The organism is Streptomyces sp. NPDC048192 (assembly GCF_043202415.1).
Classification (GTDB): Bacteria; Actinomycetota; Actinomycetes; order Streptomycetales; family Streptomycetaceae; genus Streptomyces.
Window position 1 is genome coordinate 201366 of record NZ_JBIDAL010000016.1, and the last position, 16693, is coordinate 218058.

The 16693-nt window shown below is 67.5% G+C and carries 11 protein-coding genes; 9 read left to right on the forward strand and 2 right to left on the reverse strand.

Annotated elements, in window-relative coordinates:
- Positions 1 to 3: 3 nt before the first annotated feature.
- The 7 genes from ACGFZN_RS31050 (at position 4) to ACGFZN_RS31080 (ending at position 11145) form a co-directional block, all read left to right on the forward strand.
- Entirely contained in the window at positions 4 to 1620 is a 1617-nt protein-coding gene (locus tag ACGFZN_RS31050) for a cation acetate symporter (RefSeq protein ID WP_362122361.1), read from the forward strand.
- A gap of 367 nt (positions 1621 to 1987) precedes the next feature.
- Positions 1988 to 2848, forward strand: coding sequence for a phytanoyl-CoA dioxygenase family protein (locus ACGFZN_RS31055; protein WP_362122360.1), 861 nt, complete (start codon positions 1988 to 1990; stop codon positions 2846 to 2848).
- Positions 2849 to 3269: 421 nt separating this feature from the next.
- Positions 3270 to 4523 (forward strand): nitrate/nitrite transporter, encoded by a 1254-nt coding sequence (locus tag ACGFZN_RS31060; protein WP_393861766.1) that lies wholly within the window; start codon positions 3270 to 3272, stop codon positions 4521 to 4523.
- A gap of 138 nt (positions 4524 to 4661) precedes the next feature.
- Positions 4662 to 6209, forward strand: coding sequence for a long-chain fatty acid--CoA ligase (locus ACGFZN_RS31065; protein WP_362131727.1), 1548 nt, complete (start codon positions 4662 to 4664; stop codon positions 6207 to 6209).
- Between the two features lie 519 nt (positions 6210 to 6728).
- On the forward strand, positions 6729 to 8141 hold the full coding sequence (locus ACGFZN_RS31070; protein ID WP_393861767.1) for a flavin monoamine oxidase family protein: 1413 nt from the start codon (positions 6729 to 6731) through the stop codon (positions 8139 to 8141).
- Between the two features lie 22 nt (positions 8142 to 8163).
- The gene (locus ACGFZN_RS31075; RefSeq protein WP_393861768.1) at positions 8164 to 10530 is read left to right on the forward strand and encodes an ATP-dependent Clp protease ATP-binding subunit; all 2367 of its coding nucleotides are present in this window, start codon (positions 8164 to 8166) and stop codon (positions 10528 to 10530) included.
- A gap of 18 nt (positions 10531 to 10548) precedes the next feature.
- Positions 10549 to 11145: a TetR/AcrR family transcriptional regulator gene (locus tag ACGFZN_RS31080; RefSeq protein ID WP_393861769.1), complete on the forward strand. Its 597-nt coding sequence runs from the start codon at positions 10549 to 10551 to the stop codon at positions 11143 to 11145.
- Between the two features lie 317 nt (positions 11146 to 11462).
- Here ACGFZN_RS31080 and ACGFZN_RS31085 read toward each other — a convergent pair whose 3' ends face one another.
- Positions 11463 to 11999, reverse strand: a complete 537-nt coding sequence (locus tag ACGFZN_RS31085) for a cytidylyltransferase domain-containing protein (protein WP_393861780.1) — start codon at positions 11997 to 11999, stop codon at positions 11463 to 11465.
- Between ACGFZN_RS31085 and ACGFZN_RS31090 the strand changes: the two genes are divergently transcribed.
- Both ACGFZN_RS31090 and ACGFZN_RS31095 read left to right on the forward strand, forming a co-directional pair.
- Positions 11931 to 12710, forward strand: coding sequence for an MFS transporter (locus tag ACGFZN_RS31090; protein WP_393861770.1), 780 nt, complete (start codon positions 11931 to 11933; stop codon positions 12708 to 12710). The genes ACGFZN_RS31085 and ACGFZN_RS31090 overlap by 69 nt on opposite strands.
- A 621-nt stretch (positions 12711 to 13331) precedes the next feature.
- The gene (locus ACGFZN_RS31095) at positions 13332 to 15716 is read left to right on the forward strand and encodes a SpoIIE family protein phosphatase (RefSeq protein WP_393861771.1); all 2385 of its coding nucleotides are present in this window, start codon (positions 13332 to 13334) and stop codon (positions 15714 to 15716) included.
- 14 nt (positions 15717 to 15730) lie between these two features.
- On the opposite strand, the gene ACGFZN_RS31100 is transcribed toward ACGFZN_RS31095, so the two are convergent.
- Complete coding sequence (locus ACGFZN_RS31100) at positions 15731 to 16480, reverse strand: transposase family protein (protein WP_393861772.1); 750 nt, start codon at positions 16478 to 16480, stop codon at positions 15731 to 15733.
- Positions 16481 to 16693 lie beyond the last annotated feature (213 nt).

The window sequence follows — 16693 nt, forward strand, 5'->3', positions numbered from 1 at the left end:
GCGGTGAACGGGCACATCCTCAGCTCCGGCCCGGTCGAACCGCTCGGTACGGACACCCAGGCCCCTGTGATCATTGCCTTTCTGGTCTTCATCGGGATTTCCCTCCTGTGGGTTCTGGCGCTCGCCACGCAGGAGGACAACCCGGAAAGGCTCTACACCGCGGACCGGTCGCTGTCACCGCTCTTCAACGGGATCGCCATGGCGGGCGAGCAGATCACCGTCATCAACCTGTTGGCGATCCCGGGAGGCATTGCCCTTTTCGGCTACGACGCGTTCACCGTCGCCGTCGACTACGTCGTAGCGCTGGGCGTACTGCTGCTCCTTGCCCAGAAGATCCGCAACAGCGGCCTGTACACCCTCGGCGATCTCTTCTCCGTGCGCGTCTCAGGCCCGGGACTGCGCATGGCCGGGGCCGTGGTGACACTGGTCATCGCCATTCCCCTTCTTGTTGTGCAACTGAGGGCGGCCGGCATCGTCACGGCTCTCCTGGTCGGCATGTCGAGCGACGGGGCTCAGGTCCTCTGCACGGTGGTGATGGGCTGCCTCGTCGCTGCCTTCGCCGGGGTGGCGGATCTGAGAGGCACCAGCTTTATGCAGGTCGTCAAGGTACCGTTCACCTTGGTGACACTCGCTGTGGTCACGTTGCTGGCGGCCAGCAAATTCGGGTGGAATCCCGGGAGTCTGCTCGACGCCGCGGTGGCCAACAGCCAGGCACCGGACGCATACATGAGCCCAGGGCTCTGGACGCAGCCAGGGAGCCTCGGACCTCTCAGCACGATCAGCGACCACATCGTGATGATTCTCGGTACGGCCGTGGCGCCTCACCTCATCCTGCGTGTCAGTACCTCCCTGACCGGGCGCACCGCACGCCGATCCATGGGCATCGCCGCGGGGCTGAACGGTGCGTTCTTCCTCCTCCTGACCACGACGGGTTTCGCGGCGGTGGCCGTGGTGGGCAGCAAGGACATCCGCGCCGTCGATGCCAATGGGCAGTCGTCCCCGATCCTGCTCGCTGCGGCCCTGCTGCACGACGGCTCGGCGGCGAAGGTCACGCTCATCACCATCATGGCTTGCGTCGCCTTTCTCGCGGCCCTCACGACCGTGACCAGCGTGACCTTCGCCGCCGCCGTCTCCATCGCCCACGATGTGTTCGCTCGAAGCAAGCGCCGGCACACCGACGTCGGAGAAGTGCGGACGCTGCGTCTGGCAGTGGTGCTTCTGTGCACGGGAGGCCTGTCACTCGCCGCTGCGACCCATCGATATCCGATCGAATTCCTGGTCGTCTTCTCGCTGGGCGTCGCCGCATCATGCGTCTTCCCCGCACTGATCTACTCCTTCTTCTGGTCCGGGTTCCGCCGACGAGGGCTTCTGTGGTCCGTATACGGGGGACTTCTGCTCTGCGCCGTCCTCACCTTCTTCTCCCCCGTCGTCTCCGGAACCCAATACGCACTGTTGCCGGAAGTGGATTTCCATTGGTTTCCGCTGAACAATCCGGGCGTGGTTTCCGTACCGGTCTCATTCATCCTCGGGTGGTACGGCAGCATCACCTCGCCAGAAAATGCTGAGATCGACTTCGAGTGTTTTGAGTACAAGATCCTGACGGGAAGGAATTCGGACTGAGAAGGTCGGCTGCGGCGTCGAGCTCCGGGCCTCCAGGACTCGTCGACGCACGTCGGGCGGGCATGGCCGGAGTGCCTCAGCTCGGCTCCGTCGCTGCTTTCAGCCATAACAACGGGGCGAAGAGATGCTCTGCGGCCCATCCCGTGTGCAGTGTGCACCACGATCTGTTCGAACTAGAGGTGAACTGATGTGGTACGGCGCGGCCCGCAGGACACACACTGGAGATCCAGGTCACAGGCGACGGACGCGCAAGCCCGGTTTCAGCCAACCGAGGGACTGCCTTCGACTGAGGTCGCGCCCGTGAGAGAGGCCCAGCGGTCCTCCCTGAATGCAGTCGTCCTGCGCCCCGACAACGAAAAGGTATGGCATGACCATCTCAGAGGTTTCCCTGCGCCGGATCCCGGCCTCCGCACCGGTCGATGAGATCCTGGCCGTCTTCCACGAGGACGGTGGCGTCATCATCGAAGGGCTCCTCAGCCCGGATCAGGTCGAGCGGTTCAACCGCGAGATCGAGCAGCCGCTGCGAGAACTGGCCGCCGGCTCCAAGCACGAGGACGAGTTCGTCGCCGAGTTCCACGGGAAGAACACCAAGCGGCTCACGAACCTGGTCACGCGCAGCGAGACGTTCCGGGGCGAGATCATCGACCACGACCTGGTGCACGCCCTCGCCGACGCCGTCTACCTGGAGGAGTCGGGCAGCTACTGGATGACCACCGCGCAGGTCATCGAGATCGGGCCCGGCAACGCGGCGCAGTTTCTCCACCGGGACCTGGAGAACTACTTCCCGTTCATCGGTATGGGGCCTGCAGGCCCCGAAGTGACCATCAACTTCCTGATCGCCCTGACCGACTTCTCCGAGGAGAACGGGGCCACCCGGGTCATCCCGCGAAGCAACCACTGGGAGGACTTCGAAGATCGCGGGACTCCCGAGCAGACGATTCCGGCTCTCCTGCGTGCGGGCGACGCGCTCTTCTTCAGCGGGAAGACGGTGCACGGCGGTGGTGCCAACGTCACGTCCGACGAGTACCGGCGGGCGGTAGGTTTCGCTCTCAATCCCGGTTACCTGGTCGGCGAGGAAGCTCATCCCTTCCTGATCGACCTCGACCTGGCCAAGACTCTCTCGCAGCGGGTGCAGCGCCTGATCGGCTTCCGCTCGCAGTACCCGAAGGGCTCCCCGGGGCTGTGGCAGGTCGACTACAGCGAGCTCGCAGATCACCTCGGGCTGTGATGCCCGCTCTACCGAGACGCTGAATCGACGACGGCGACACGTAGGTGAGCCCGCCTGACGACGGACATCTCTGGCATCAGAGGCCCTGCGGAGTGCAACCTGTCGTGTCGCGTTGGAGCAACCCGGCTGTCCCCGCCTTCCGGCGCGGGCGGGGCCGGCCGACCTGCGCGAGGTCATGGTGCGTTGCGCACCGCCATCGACGTAACCGCGGGGTTTCTTCTCGTAGCTCGGTGCTGTCTGAAAAGGCACCGTAGGCGCCCTACGGTCCGCTGCCTCGTGTCCCCAAGGCGCCCCCGAGAACCCGGACCGGAGGCCAGGCCGCACGCCGTGCGACCTACTCCGCCAGGCCTTCCGGTGAATCGCGAGCATCGCGTTATAGGAGCAATTCGTGCAGTCAAGACCATCAAACAGCAAGTGGCGCATGCTTGCGGTCTCCTTCCTGATCATCGTGGGCATGTCTCTGCCGTACTACGGCTGGACGCCCAGCCTGACCGCGATCGCGGCGGACCTATCCCTCGACTACACGCAGGCCGCTTCGCTCATGTCCGTGACCGCCGCCATGGGCGGCATCGCGGTGCTTCTGGGTGGAGCGCTTGTCGTCAAAGTGGGGCCCAAGAGCGTCATCCTCGCGGCGCTGGCCCTCGCCATCGCGGGCCAGATCCTCTTCGCCTACGTGGACGGCTACACCGGTGCGCTGGTGGCACGCGCCATCAGCGGTGCGGCCGTCGGCCTCCTGATCGTGGCTCCCTACACGCTGGCCATCAGCTGGTTCCTCGAGTCGGGGCAGGCCGGCCGGGCGGCCGGCGTGATGCTGGCGGGTGACGGCATCGGGGTCCTCTTCGCACTCGTTGTGTTCGCCATGGTGCTCGGATCCGTGGACTGGCGCGGCGCGCTGCTGGCGCAGGCCGGCTATCTGGCGCTCCTCTTCCTCACGGCCCTCGTCTTCCTGAGGAATGCACCCGCACCGGAAACGGCAGAAGAGCAAGGACACGACGCCGAAGGCACTCGGACGAAGGCGTTCGGCGCGATTCTGCGCGCGGTCCGCACGCGGCCCGTGCTCTCCGCAATGGCGTTCTACACGGGAACCTGGGGGCTCTTCTCACTCGTCGTGAGCTGGATGCCCACCATTCTGATGAAGGCCGGCTGGCCGCAGGCCGTCGCGGGGCTGTTCTCGTCCTCGGCCAGCCTTGCCGGCATCATCACCGCTGTCGCCTTCGGCCTGTTGTCCTACAGGGTCACCGGCCGCCGCAAGCTCATCATCGTCCTCGCCGGATTCACGACGGCGGCGTTCGTCGGTCTGCTCTGCTTCTCGGTCGCCATGGGAAACTACACCCTGGCGGCGGTCTCCCTCCCGCTGATCGGCCTGGCCGCCTACGCGGGAGCCTCACTCTCGCTCACCGCCGCCAACGAGTCGGTCGACGGTGAACACGTCGGTGCCGTCAACGGTCTCGTCCTCGGCTGCGCCCTCCTTGTCGGCGGCGTCCTCTACCCCTATGCGGTGGGCGCCATCCGAGACATGACGGGGAGCTTCACCGCCGGATTCCTCGCGGTCGCGATCTCCACATTCCTTCTCTGTGTCGTCGCCCCGCTGTTCGGGTTCGACGAAGGGAAGTCCCAGGTGCAGTCGCCGGAGGCGGCAGTCCGATCAGAAGTACCGGCCGCAGAAGCCGCATGAACCCTGCCCCGCCCTGGGTGAGCGGAGTCGCCGCCCTTCCGGGGGAGACTTGCCAGCGCCGACACGCATGACAGGGCACACCTGCCAGCCGCACGTCGACCCGACTCCACGGCCACCCGCACCCAGCAAGTAGGAATCATGCTCAATCTCGCCTCGCTCCTCGAAGACAGCGCCCGCTGTCACCCCACCCGTGACGCACTGGTCCTGGGCAACACCCGGCTCACCTACGCCCAGGTGGACAGCGCCGCCAACAAGGTCGCGAACCTGCTCGTCGAGCGCGGCGTCAGGCCCGGCGACAAGGTGGCCCTCAGTTGCCCGAACTTGCCGTACTTCCCGATCGTCTACTACGGCATCCTGAAGGCCGGCGCGGTCGTGGTGCCGCTCAATGTGCTGCTCAAGGGCCGTGAGATCGCGTACCACCTCGCCGACTCCGAGGCGAAGGCGTATTTCTGCTTTCAGGGCACTCCTGAACTGCCGATCGGCGCCGAGGGCTTCGCCGGCTTCCGGCAGGCCAGTGGTTGCGAGCATTTCTTCCTGATCACCGCCGACCGGGCCGCGGCCAGTCTGATCGAGGGCGCGGAAACCCTGGGCGCGGCTCTGGCCGGAAAGGCACCCACCTTCGACAGCGCCGCCACCTCGAGCGACGACACCGCGGTCATCCTGTACACGAGTGGCACGACGGGCCAGGCCAAGGGCGCCGAGCTCAGCCACGCCAACCTCGTGCTCAACGCGCTCACCTGCAACGGGGTCTTCGGTAACCGGCCCGCAGCTGACAGGCACCTGCTCACTCTGCCACTGTTCCACTCCTTCGGTGCCACCGTGCAGATGAATGCGGGCTTCTCGATGGCCGCCACGCTCGTACTGTTGCCGCGCTTCGACGCCGCACAGGCGGTCGCGCTCATGGAGAAGGAGGACATCACCTTCTTCGCCGGCGTGCCCACCATGTGGTGGGGCCTGCTCGGCGCGCTCACCGAGGACGTCGACGTGGACCGGATCGCCAGCAACCTCCGGGCGGGAGTGTCCGGCGGCGCGGCCCTGCCGCTGGAGATCATCAGCCAGGTCAAGAAGCGGTTCGGAATCCAAATCCTGGAGGGCTACGGCCTGTCGGAGACCTCGCCTGTCACGACGTTCTCCGACCCGCAGCGCGAGCCGCGGCCGGGCTCGATCGGCATCCCGGTCTGGGGGGTGCAGTGCAAGCTGGTCGACCGGGACTGGAACGAGGTCACCGAGGTCGGCTCGGTCGGCGAGATCGCGATAAAGGGCCACAACGTCATGAAGGGCTACTACAACCGCCCCGAGGTCACCGTGGAGGCCATGCGGGACGGCTGGTTCCGTTCCGGTGATCTGGCCAGGAAGGACGAGGACGGCTTCTACTACATCGTCGACCGCACCAAGGACATGATCATCAGGGGCGGCTTCAACGTGTACCCCCGTGAAGTCGAGGAGGTCCTGATGACCCACCCCGACATCTCGCTCGCGGCGGTGATCGGAGTACCTCACCACAGCCATGGCGAGGAGATCAAGGCTTTCGTGATCCGCAACACCGACGCCGACCTCAGCGAGGCCAAGCTGGTCGACTGGGCGCGGCAGCAGATGGCCGCCTACAAGTACCCCCGCATCGTCGAGTTCGTCGAATCGCTCCCGATGACAGCGACCGGAAAGATCCTTAAGCGCGAACTCGGCTGACCCGTGGCGGGTCAGCCGAGCGGACAGCCGGAGGAGGGCCGCCGTTCCGAGCGCGCTGACGGAGTGACGAGGCCGAAGGCCGCCAGGGCTCACGCGGCATCGAACGCCGCCGCCCGCTCACAAGCTTTCACGGACCAGGCAGGTGAAAGACATCCGCCCGGTGCCCACGCGACCGCCACCACAAGAGCTGCAGCCACGCGCCCATCTACGGCAAGGCATCACCGGCCATGTCTTTTGAGCGGTGGCGTGGCGCATCGAGCGCGAGTCGCGCGGCACCGGCACCGCCGAGGGCCACGTAGCGGTCCACCGTCATGCCGCGTCGAGGCCTCGCAGCAGCCCTATGCCGCAAGGCCTCGGCGGGCGCCGCGCCGCTCGGTCGCTCACCCCACTCCTTGTCGAAGGGGCACTGTCGCCGGGGATTGACAGGCTGCAACCCGCACCACAATCTTGAGCGAACGACTGGAGCAAATGATTCAGTCGCTTAATCCAGTCATCGGAACAGAACCAAGGGAGCAGAAGATGAAGGACGGGACGTTCGACTACGACACGATCGTCATCGGCGGAGGGTTCGCCGGGGTGAGCGCGTGCCGGGATCTGTCGGATCAGGGCTACTCCGTGCTGTTGCTGGAGGCGCGCGACCGGCTGGGTGGTCGCACCTGGTCCGAGCAGCGGAGTGTGGGGGACTACGAGGGAATCGTCGAGCTGGGCGGGCAGTGGGTGTGGCCCGATCGCCAGGTCAACATGATGTCCGAGATCGAGCGGTACGGGCTGACCATGACGCACAGCTCGATGCCGGAGTGCTACCCGACACTGCTGGCCGGGCAGTACAATCCGGGCCCGCTGCCGGTGCCGCTGGAGGACGTCTACGACTTCGAGAAGGCCGCCTTCAAGATGCTCACGGACGCGCACCGGATCCAACGGGGAGTGCCGCTGGACCGCCAGAACGTCGAGGACCTGGACATCCCCTTCAACGAGTACCTCGACAGCCTGGGGGTCAGTGACTCCGTCCGTGGCTTCTTCACCTTCTTCGGGACCATCCTCACCGGCCGCTATCCGGAGGAGATCTCCGCGCTTCCCCCGCTGGGGTTCATCGCGCAGATGGACCACAGCCTGATCCGTACCTGGGGCGTGCTGGACGCCTACATCGTCGAGGGCACCGGTGCGCTCATCCAGGCGATGGCCGACGACTCCGCCGGGGCCGACATCCGGCTGGAGACCCCGGTGGCGAGCGTCGAGCAGAATGAGGACGGAGTGAGGGTGACGACCGAGGCCGGCGACACCTTCACGGCGGCTACGGTCGTCGTGGCGACCCCGCTGGCCTGCTGGTCCACCATCCGTTTCGAACCGCCGCTGAGCGAGGCCAAGTTCACCACCTCGAGCGAACGCAGCGTCGCCTACCCCGTCAAGGTGTACGCGCAGGTCAAGAACGCGCCGCGATTCCCCTACATGCTGGCGGAGGCCCCCCAGGCCAATGGTGCGGCTGTCATCTTCGGCGAGCACGATCTGGGGGAGGACGGCCAGCTCATCGTCGGTTTCTTCATCGACCACCCGGACCGGGACGACCGCTTCGGCACCAGCTTCGCCGGTATCGAGCGTTTCGTGAAGACGATGTGCCCCGACGCCGAGCTCGTCGCCTACGAGTGTCACGACTGGGTGGACGATCAGTGGTCCGGCCGCGGTGGCATGGCGGCGTACCCGCCGCAGCGCCTCAGCCGGTGGCACTCCGAGCTCTCCCGCCCGGAGGGTCGGGTCCACTTCGCGACCTCGGACATCGCCAGCACCTTCATGGCGTGGATGGAGGGCGCCGTCGAGATGGGCAAGAAGGCGGCGGTCGACGTGCAGCGCCGGCTCACCCGGGAGGCCATCGAGGTCAAGGTGCGCGCCCGCGCCAAGGGATCCAGCGGCACCGCTGCGACGCGGCACGAGGCCTGAGCCGAATAGGCGGACGACGCAGATGTTCCCCCGCGAAGAGCTGAAGGCCGACTACACCCGCCGCGCGCTGGAAGCGCTGGACCGGGCCTGGTCGCCGGGACCGAGTGGTCCGACGCCGAGTGGTCCGGGGCCGAATGGTCCGGCCACCGGCCCGGCCCAAGTGCTGGCCGCGGTCCTCGACCAGCAGGCGACCATCGTCGGGCCGGTGCTGGCGGACCTGGGCGTGGACCCGGATGATCTTCGGGGTCCGCTGCGCGTGGACCCGGAGGACTTCGGAGGCCCCCTGGGCGACTTCGCGGGGGAACGGCCGCCGGCCGACGCCGATACCGCCCGACCCCAGCCCGAGCTCCTCTCGCTACTGCGGGCCGCCGAGCACGAGGCACGTCAGCTGGGCGACGCGTTCGTGTCGGTCGAGCACCTCGTCGTCGCCCTGGCCGACCGACGCGACCCGGTCGGTGAGTTGATGCGCGCCACGGGCGCCGACCGGACCGCGGTACTGGACGCCGTACGACGCGTGCGCGGACCGTGGCAGGTTCTCGACGCCGAACCCGAGCGCACCTGCCTGGACGTCCAATGGCGGCCCGCCCGGGTGTCCAGCCAGGTGCTCCGGTTCGGCCGCGACCTGACCGAGCTCGCCTTCCGCGGCACACTCGATGCCGTGGTCGGCCGCGACACCGAGATCGCCCGGGTCGTACAGGTGCTGTCCCGGCGGCGCAAGAACAACCCCGTGCTGATCGGTGACCCGGGGGTGGGCAAGACCGCCATCGCCGAGGGGCTCGCCCAGCGCATCGTTGCGGGCGAGGTCCCGGGAGCGCTGCAAAACCGTCGGGTGATCGCGCTGGACGTCGGTGCCCTGATCGCCGGGGCGTCGTACCGGGGGGAGTTCGAGGACCGGGTCAAGGCCGTGCTCAAGGACGTCGACGCGGCGGACGGCGGCATCATCCTGTTCATCGACGAACTGCACACGATCATCGGAGCCGGCGCCGCGGAGGGCGCGGTCGACGCCGGCAACCTCCTCAAACCGATGCTGGCCCGCGGCTCGCTGCGCACGCTCGGCGCCACCACGCGCGACGAGTACCGCAAGTACGTCGAGTCGGACGGCGCGCTGGAGCGCCGCTTCCAGCCGGTGCACGTCGAGGAACCCACGACCGACAACGCCGTCGAGATGCTCCGGGGCCTGCGACCCAGCTACGAGGGCTACCACGACGTGCTGATCACCGATGCTGCACTCGCCGCCGCGGTGACACTCAGCAAGCGCTACATCGCGGACCGGTACCTCCCCGACAAGGCGATCGACCTCATCGACGAGGCCGCCTCGCAGCGCCGGATCGAACTTGACTCCGGCTCGCGGTGGCCCGATGCAGGCGAGTCCGCGATCGTCGACGAGGAGGATGTCGCACGCGTGGTCGCGCAGTGGACCGGCATCCCGGTGTCCCGGCTACGTGAGGAAGAACTGGAGAAACTCCTCCGCATGGAGGCGCGCCTCGGTGCCCGCGTCGTGGGCCAGCGGGAGGCGATCGCCAGTGTCTCGGCTGCGCTACACAACGCCCGCACCGGCCTCGGGGATCCGAACCGGCCGATTGCCGCGCTTCTGTTCTGCGGACCGGGCGGCGTGGGAAAGACCCATCTCGCCCATGCACTGGCCGAGTTCATGTTCGACAGCGACGACGCGCTGATCCAGCTCGACATGTCGGAGTACGCCGAAAAGCAGTCCGTCACCCGCCTCATCGGTGCGCCACCGGGCTACGTCGGCTACGAGGAGGGCGGCCAGCTGACCGAGGCCGTTCGGCGCCGCCCGTACGCGGTCGTCCTCCTGGACGACATCGAGCAGGCACACCCGGACATCCACGGACTGCTGCGCCAGGTGGTCGACCACGGATCGCTCACCGACGGCCAGGGCCGGCTGGTCAGCTTCCGCAACGTAGTACTGGTGATGACATCAGGCCTCGCCGGTCCGGACGCCGTACGGCAGCAGTTCCGGGCCGACTTCGTGACCCGGCTCGACGACGTCGTCGAGTTCGCGACGCTGGGCCGCCGTGAGCTGGAGCGACTTGTCGACCTGCATGTCGGCGTGGTCGCAGCCCACCTGTCGGGCAAGGGTATCTCGCTCGAACTCACCTGCCAGGCACGTGAGTTGGTCAGCGAAATGGGCGACGGCAACGACGGTGCGCGTCCACTGCTGCGAGCGATCCGGAAGCAGCTCGTCTCCGCCGTGTCGCGCGAGATCCTGCGGGGCGGGGCGGGACCGGGCGACACGATCCGGTTTGACCGCGACGGGTCGTCGCTCCGGCTCGCGGTGGTGCGGGGTGCCGTGGAGGACGAGGCCCGGGCGGCGGGGCCGGGCAGCCGGCCGTCGAGTGCTACAGTCCCGACTGGATCAACCGACTGAATCAACAGGAGTGGGCGCTTGGCTCGCATTCCGGCCGCTGCTCGTCGCGAGCAGTTCATCGATGCGGCTGTGCGGGTCATCGCCCGAGACGGGGCGGCTGGCGCAACCACGCGACGGATCGCCGAAGAGGCCAACGCTTCTCAGACGTCACTGCACTACTGCTTCCAGACCAAGGAAAATCTGCTCCTCGCGGTCTTCGAGCACCTGTCAGAAAGTCTGCGGGTCGATTCCGAGGGTGTGAACGGCGAGGAGGCAGGCCTCGCGCAGACCGCCGAGCGTTTGCTGACCCGAACCATGCAGTACGCCGTCGACCATCTCGACCAGACCCGGGCTACGTTCGCGATCACCATGTGGGCGCAGACTACCAACCCAGAGCTCGCGGTCCGCATGTACGACATGTTCCTCGCGGGCTGGCAGGACGTGCTGTGCTCGGCCAAGGAGACGGCATCGAACGAGGAGATCGCGTCCGTGACCCGCATGGTCGTCACCCTGGCCGACGGCCTGTCGATGCAGCTGCTCACGGATGGTGACCGCGAGCGTACGATGCGCGACACGGCGAGCGCCTGCGTGATGCTGACCACCTTCGTGGAAACCTTGCTTCGCCGGTCGGCATGACCGGCGCCGCGGCCTGCAATACGACGACGGGACGGCGAGTGCCGCACCACAACGGTCATCGGTCCGCGTTCACCCAAGAGCCGCCGGTGTGCCGGGGCGGGGGCGGGAGCGCGGACCTTGTTCGGCCTGGGCGCCGACTGTTCCGCACGTGGCCGACAAGCCGTGACTCGATGCACGTGTGACGGGTGGGTTTCAGGGCCCCGCCCTTGGGGCTGTTGGCGCCGGTCAGCGGGTCGTCTGAGACCGAAGGAGCGAGCTGGCTCTCGCCAGGTCTTCCGGTGTGTCGACGGCCAGGCCTTCGTCGATGACAGGAAGCATCAGCACGCCGTGACCATGCTCGACGAACCGCAGCATCTCCACGCCTTCGGTTCGCTCCAGAGGCTCTTGGGGGAGCTGTCGGACAGACTGAGGGCCGTTCCCGTGAAGCGGTAAAGCCGTAAAGCCCCAGCTGTCGTCGGTATCTCGGCCGGTCTCCTCGTGGGTAGGGGATCGCCTGCCCGGGAGAACATCAGGGCGTTCGCCTCCGCGTCGACGACGACCTTGACGACGTTGTGGTCCAGCACCACGCCGACGTCGTCCAAGTCCGTGTACGCGTTCACGGCGAGCGATCCGGGCGCTAGGCGCTCCAGGGCTTCCGAGACCGCGTCGATCGCAGTAGGGGAGACGAACGGCTCGACGCCCTGGACGTTGATGTACGCGTCGGCCGGCAGGTGTTCAGCGCACTCCGCGACGCGGTCCGTGCCGGTGAGGTGTTCTCCGGTGCGCATGCACTCGACGCCCAGCTCGTGGCACGCCCTCTCGATGCGCTCGTCATCGGTGGCGACCACCACGCCGTCGAGGCACTTGGCCTCCAGGCAGCGCTGGTGGACATGCCAGAGAAGGGGCTTGTCCCCGAGCTGTGCGAGGCGTTCGGCGCGATTCTGCGCGCGGTCCGCACGCGGCCCGTGCTCTCCGCAATGGCGTTCTACACGGGAATCTGGGGGCTCTTCTCACTCGTCGTGAGCTGGATGCCCACCATTCTGATGAAGGCCGGCTGGCCGCAGGCCGTCGCGGGGCTGTTCTCGTCCTCGGCCAGCCTTGCCGGCATCATCACCGCTGTCGCCTTCGGCCTGTTGTCCTACAGGGTCACCGGCCGCCGCAAGCTCATCATCGTCCTCGCCGGATTCACGACGGCGGCGTTCGTCGGTCTGCTCTGCTTCTCGGTCGCCATGGGAAACTACACCCTGGCGGCGGTCTCCCTCCCGCTGATCGGCCTGGCCGCCTACGCGGGAGCCTCACTCTCGCTCACCGCCGCCAACGAGTCGGTCGACGGTGAACACGTCGGTGCCGTCAACGGTCTCGTCCTCGGCTGCGCCCTCCTTGTCGGCGGCGTCCTCTACCCCTATGCGGTGGGCGCCATCCGAGACATGACGGGGAGCTTCACCGCCGGATTCCTCGCGGTCGCGATCTCCACATTCCTTCTCTGTGTCGTCGCCCCGCTGTTCGGGTTCGACGAAGGGAAGTCCCAGGTGCAGTCGCCGGAGGCGGCAGTCCGATCAGAAGTACCGGCCGCAGAAGCCGCATGAACCCTGCCCCGCCATGAGTGAGTGGAGTCGCCGCCCTTCCGGGGGAGACTTGCCAGCGCCGACACGCATGACAGGGCACACCTGCCAGCCGCACGTCGACCCGACTCCACGGCGGCCCCGGAGACGCACTCCAGCCCAGATCCGGGCCACGCGTCTCGCCTGCGCCCGGACCCGATCGCGGCTCACCCTGCACGCTGATCGGTTCTTGCCCGTCAGCGTGCTCTCGTTTTCAGGAAGGCGCTCAGCATCTGGCACGGAAGCAGCATCCCGCGAGACTCGGTGTCGACGCGCAGGCGGTCTGCGAGATGCGTGAACACGGCGGAGCAGGGATTCTCTCTGGTCTGGAAGCAGTAGTGCAGCGCCGATTGCGGCGCGCGGACCGCCGCAGCGAATGCTGGCGTCGTCGACACCGTTCCTGGCGATGCCCCTCACGGCCGTGTCGGCGTCGGTTGAATCGTGACTCACTTGGGGCGCTGGTGCTCCACCAGGCCACGTGGGATACGCCGGGGCGTATGGCAGAGGGTGTCCACGACTTGTGCCGGCTCCTCATGGCACGTCGGGCGCAGAGGTCCGGCTGTACATTAAACGTACGGAGACCCCGTACCACCCTCAGGAGCCGCGATGACGGGCCTCCATAAAGCACAGGACTCGGGAGTATGGCCGCCAGGCAGAACTTCCTCAGAAGCGCTGACACGCGGCCGTGCCACCGCAGTGCTGGACGCTCACATGCGGTTCACAGGATGGAGCCGGGAAGCCCAGGAGTTGTTCGGCCGGCCACCCGATGACGTTCTTGGTCGGTTCGCCGACTCAGTCCTGGCCGATGCGGAGACCGGCGTCGGTGTGTCGGCTGCCGGTGGCAGTGGCATGGCGGGCTCGCTCGGCGTTCGGCGGGTCCGCCGTGGTGATGGCCGTTTGGTGTCCGTAGCCCTGTCCCTTACTCCGCTCGCTCATGGAGAAGGCGGGGCCGGGTGGATGCTTGTCGCGATGGACACGGAGCTGGTGCATCAGGAGGCTGTGGGCCGGTCCATGCTCGCCGGACTCGACCGGGAGTCGCCTGTCTTGCTGACCGTCTACGACACGGATGCCCGGATGCGCTGGATCAACGCTGCGGTCGAGAAGCAGTTCGGAGTGGCGCTGCACGACGTCGTCGGAAGGTTCGTGAAGGATCTCCTTCCGGAAGGCGCGGTGCTGGGTCAGGACGGAAGGCCGGCCCCGAGCATCGAGGAGATCGTCGAACAGGTGGCCCGCACCGGAGCACCGCTGGTTGATCTGCGCTATCGGAACCCCGACGACCTTCATCACGAGCGCGTCTGGTCGGCTTCCTACTTTCGGCTCCAGGACGAGGAAGCCCAGCCGATCGGGGTCTGTGAGGCGAGCCTCGACATCACTGAGCGTTATGTGACGCGACAGCGCCTCGCGCTGCTCAGCCGGGCCAGCGCCATCGGCACGACCCTGGACATCCAGCGCACGGCCGCTGAGCTGGCGGAGCTTGTCGTCCCCGAATTCGCCGATGCCGTCGCGGTCGACATCTTCGAACCGATCCTGAGCGGACAGGAACCCCCTCGCGGCGATACCCGCTCCCCGCTGCGCCGAATGGCGCAGCGCCCGTACAGCGCCGTCACCGATGACACAGCGGGCGACTCCCTGGACTCCGTCCGTCTGCGGTGCCTGGCCGAGAAAGCACCCGTTGCCGACCCAGACATGGGTGCGCTCGCCCTTCCGCTCAAGGCCCGTGGCTCTGTCATGGGTGTGGCAACCTTCGCGCGCTCCGGATCGACAGGCGTCTTCGAACACGAGGAGGTCCTGCTGGCCGAGGAGCTCGTCTCGCGCACGGGGGTCTGCGTGGACAACGCCCGCCGCTACACCCGCGAGCACGCGACCGCGCTCATGCTCCAGCGCGATCTGCTGCCCCGGTCCCTGCCCGAGCCCACGGGCGTGGAAGTGGCTCACCGCTATCTGCCCGCGGTCGGGCCCGCCGGCGTCGGTGGGGACTGGTACGACGTCATCCCGCTCTCCGGAGCGCGCGTGGGGCTGGTGGTGGGAGACGTGGTCGGACACGGCATGGGCGCGGCCGCCACCATGGGGAGGCTGCGCACCACCGTCGCGGCCCTGGCAGAGCTCGATCTCGCCCCCGACGAACTTCTCGCCCGTCTCGACGACCGCGTGGCACGGACCTACACCCCGCCTTCAGCGGCAGCCGAGCCCGAGGACCAGGCAGTGGGCGTCACCTGCCTCTACGCGATCTACGATCCCGTCTCACGGCACTGCGTCATGGCCCGGGCGGGTCACCTCCCGCCCGTGCTCGTCACCCCCGATGGACACGCCGAGCTCGTAGACCTTCCGGCCGGACCACCTCTCGGACTAGGCGGCCTGCCGTTCGAGAGCGCGGACATCGAGCTGCCCGAGGGAGCCATGCTCGCCCTCTTCACCGACGGACTGGTCCAGAGCCGGGAGAGGGACGTCGACGCAGGAGTCCGCTCGCTTTGTGCCACGCTCTCCGGGCTGCGGCACGCGCGACTGGAGGAGACCGGCGACACCGTCCTCGGGACACTCCTGCCCACGGCGCCCGAGGACGACGCCGCCCTGCTCCTGCTCCGCGTCCATGCCCTGGCCGAGAACCTCGTGGCGACCTGGGACATCGCGCCCGATGCCGGAGAGGTGGCGAGGGCGCGGTCACTCGTCTGCGACCAGCTGGTGACATGGGGAGTCGACGAAGCCGCGTCGTTCGTGGTCGAGCTTGTCGTCAGCGAGTTGGTCACCAACGCCATTCGCTACGGCGGCGCGCCGGTATCTCTGCGGCTCATCCGGGAACGGGAACACGGCCTCATCGTCGAGGTTTCCGACGGCGGTCACACGTCGCCACACCTTCGGCGCGCCGCGATGGAAGACGAGGGCGGACGAGGCCTGTTCCTGGTCGCGCAACTGACCCAACGCTGGGGAACCCGCTACACGCGGACAGGCAAGACCATCTGGACCGAGGTGTCGCCGACTCCGGTGCAGCTCTGACTTACTGAGCCTTTTCAGCGTTGACGCTCCAGGGTGAGGACGGCAGCGGCGATGACCGTCATGCGGTTAGGGCTGCAGCGGGCTCTGCGGAAGACGCGCCAGGATTTCAGTCTCGCGACGCTTCGTTCGACCGGCGCTCGCGCCGCTGACAGGGCCCGGTTGATCGTCCGCTGGGTCGCGGTGAGGTCCCGGTGGGGAAGACGTCTGATCGGCGTGGTCACCCAGGAGCCGGCCCCGATGTATGCGCGGTCGGCGAGGACGGGCACGCCCTGGCGTTCGCAGATTCGGATGATGCGGTGGGTGCGGGCCGCGGTCAGGTCGTGGGCGCGGCCGGGCGGTGCGGGCGAGATCCACAGCAGCTTGCCCGCAGGGTCGGCAACGAGCTGCACGTTCACGCCGTGGCGGCGGTGCTTCTGGGAGAAGTCGGCCCGGCTGTCCCCGACCCGGTCGCACTCGGCTAGCGTTCCGTCGAGCAGGACGTGATCGGGATCCGTTTCCCGCAGGACCCGCAGCAGCCCGGGCGCCCGGCGGGACAGATGGCCGACGACGGCGGTGACGTAGGCGTGGGCAGTGCCGACGGATATACCGAAACCGGCGGCGATCTGCGCGAGCGTCTCGTGCCTACGAAGGTAGACCAAGCCGACGAGAGCACGCTGGTGAGGCGGGAGCTTGCAGCGGCGGTCACCCTCACGGGTGACGATGAGCATGGTTACCCACTCGACCAGGGCGTGCGGGAGGTCGAGTGAGGCAGGATAGGGAACCAACGAGGCTCCTGCGCTGATGAGTTGAGACGTCGAACACCTCTCTCAACGGCACAGGAGCCTCGTGCGTTGCGGGAGGCCACCCTGTCACCCGACCGGTGGCCACTCTGAAAAGGCTCAGTGAACGTCTTTCATCCTGTGCTGGCGGGTGAAATGGGCTGGTCAGCGGGCGTGGTGACGAGGCAGGGCCCCTCGTCGTTGGCGTGGTGATTCCAC